Annotated in this window: 1 protein-coding gene; it reads right to left on the reverse strand. The window is 71.2% G+C overall.

The window, feature by feature from the left end:
- Nucleotides 1–137: 137 nt before the first annotated feature.
- Nucleotides 138–1,241: DUF58 domain-containing protein (locus KMS84_RS38550; RefSeq protein WP_256921214.1), on the reverse strand; the 1,104-nt coding region annotated here is incomplete at its 5' end.

A 1,241-nucleotide genomic window follows, 5' to 3' on the forward strand; every position in this document is an offset into this window, starting at 1 on the left:
GGGAGAGTAGGACACCGCCGAACAAATTTTATGGGAAACCCCCGCACCGTTGGTGCGGGGGTTTTCTGCGTTTCCGGTCGTTTCCGGTCATTACGGTGTCTTCTTTCGGGCTCCCCTGCTGGGGAGCCCGTTCTGCTTTATAGGCGCCCTGCCGCTTTCAGCGCGAGGTAGGCGTCTGCCAGGGCCGGGGCGAGGTCGTCGGGTGTGGCGTCGACGACGGTGACGCCGTGCCGGCGGAGTTGTTCGGCGGTGCGGTGACGTTCCGTCTGCGCGTGGGCTGCTGCCGCTGCCTCGTAGACCGCGTCGACATCGCCGCGGGACGCGGCCATGCGGGCGATGCGAGGATCGGCGACCGAGGCGACCAGAACCGTGTGTCGCCGGGTCAACTGAGGGAGGACCGGAAGCAGGCCTTCCTCGACCGGGGCGGCGTCGAGTGTCGTCATCAGGACGAGGAGGGAACGGCGGGGAGCCGCGCGAAGGGCCGCTGCGGTGAGACCGCGGGCGTCCGTTTCGACCAGTTCGGGTTCAAGGGTCGCCATGGCGTTGACCAGGGACGGCAGAACATCGCGTGCCGTGCGGCCCTGGACGCGGGCGCGTACACGGCGGTCGTATGCGAGAAGGTCGAGCCGGTCGCCGGCTCGGGACGCCAGGGCGGCGAGGAGGAGGGCGGCGTCCATGGAGGCGTCGAGGCGGGGGGCGTCGTCGACACGTCCGGCGGAGGTGCGGCCGGTGTCGAGGACCAGCAGGATGTGCCGATCCCGTTCCGGGCGCCAGGTGCGGACGGCGACCGTCGAGTGGCGTGCTGTGGCTCGCCAGTCGATGGAGCGGGTGTCGTCGCCGGGAACGTACTCGCGCAGGCTGTCGAACTCGGTTCCTTCGCCGCGGGTCAGGACGCTGGTGCGGCCGTCTAGTTCGCGCAGCCGGGCCAGTTTCGAGGGGAGGTGCTTGCGACTGGTGAACGGCGGCAGGACACGCACCGTCCAGGGGACTTTGTGGGCGGCCTGGCGGGAGAAGAGACCGAGGGGGCCGTAGGAGCGGATGGTGATGCGGTCGGAGCGGTGGTCGCCTCGGCGGGTGGGGCGCAGGCGGGTGGTGACGCGGCGGCGCTCGCCGGGTGGAACGGTCACGCGGTGGCGCGAGGCGTCGGTTTCCGTGCCCGGTTGCCAGCTGCTGGGCGGCCAGGCGTCGCGGAGCTGGGCGCGGAGGGGGCGGCGGTCGTCTCGCCGCAGGAAGGCGACACC

The sequence above is a fragment of the Streptomyces hilarionis genome (genome assembly GCF_024539675.1).
GTDB classification, from domain to species: domain Bacteria; phylum Actinomycetota; class Actinomycetes; order Streptomycetales; family Streptomycetaceae; genus Streptomyces; species Streptomyces hilarionis.